Here is a 1156-nt window from a genome sequence, read left to right as displayed (position 1 = left end):
TTGAGGAACAGCTCGCCCAGATAGGGCCCCAGCACCGAGTAGGGCACGTCCAGCTTCTTGGGCCGGTTGGACTTGTCCGTGGGATGCTCCACGAAGAGGCCCTTGTGTCCCATCTCCATGGTTTCCTGCTCCTCGCTGGAATTGGCGGGGTGGACCTTTGGCCCCTGCAGGGGGTGGCGCAGGAAGAGGCACTGGTAGATGAGCGTTGACAAGGCGTGGAGGTCCGTGAGGATGGAGGGCGTCACGCGCCTGGGGTCGTCCAGGGCCAGGCCGCAGGTGCTGATCTGCTCAGGGGCCATGGACTCGCGCGAGCCCAATTCGCCGGGCAGGCAGGCCCCCGGGACCACCAGGGAGCCCCTGGCGATGATCATGCAGCGCCCGCCGGCGGGATCCATGAGCACGTTCCTGGGAGAGATATCCCCATGGACCAGGCCTGCCGCGTGCAGGCGGCGGATGGCCCGGGCCAGACGGACGCAGATGCGGAAGTAGTCGCTCCAGACACCCAACTCCTGCCGGGGCAACAGGGGCCGGATCTTGCTGCCCAGAAACCACGTGGCCTCCTTTTCCTTGCCCCGGAAGGGGCCGGCCTGGAAGAAGTAGTCGCCGGGACAGACCGGAACCACCACGCCGGGCCTTGGGGACTTCACGATGCCGGACACCCAGGAGAACGAGTCCTTCCAGTAGCCGCCGTCCGCGCCGCTCACGGGGTTGAAGCGCTCCAACGCGGCCTCCAGCCCCGCGAGGCTCTGAATGTCTCGGGCATTCTTGAAGAAGCACACAAGGGAGGAGCGGTCCGTGGTGAAATGGACGTCCTGCATGGCCATTTCGCCGACCGTGCCCGCTTCGTATTCCACCACCTGCCCGTCGAGAAGGATCGCCTTTTCGTTCATGCCCTGCATCTCCCTAAGCGCCGCCGCCGGGAGGAGTACGCCATGTCCCCGGCGGGCAGGTTCGTCTACAAGCTCTTCGCCTTCGGCTTGTGCGTGTGGCTCGCGTTGTTCATCTTCTCGACGCTGGCGCAGCGCTGAGGCCCCGAGGCGGCGCGCCCCGGAAGGGACGCGCCGCCACCGGGGAAGCGCCTAGAACTGCACGATGCGCACCTGGGCCAGGCGGCCGTTGCCCTCGGAGGAGAGCATGAACTGCGCCCCGTCCACGA

General features: G+C 66.8%; 1 protein-coding gene. It reads right to left on the bottom strand.

Translation table 11 applies throughout. The features are described from left to right. Nucleotides 1-890, bottom strand: an 890-nt coding sequence (locus NNJEOMEG_RS20220) for a protein kinase family protein (protein WP_217270631.1), incomplete at its 3' end; no start/stop codon positions are given. Between the last annotated feature and the right edge of the window lie 266 nt (nucleotides 891-1156).

Origin of the sequence: Fundidesulfovibrio magnetotacticus, assembly GCF_013019105.1 — a bacterium.
GTDB classification, from domain to species: Bacteria; Desulfobacterota; Desulfovibrionia; order Desulfovibrionales; family Desulfovibrionaceae; genus Fundidesulfovibrio; species Fundidesulfovibrio magnetotacticus.
The sequence above is the reverse complement of the archived record's forward strand: the minus strand, read 5'-3'. Positions and strand labels throughout refer to the sequence as shown.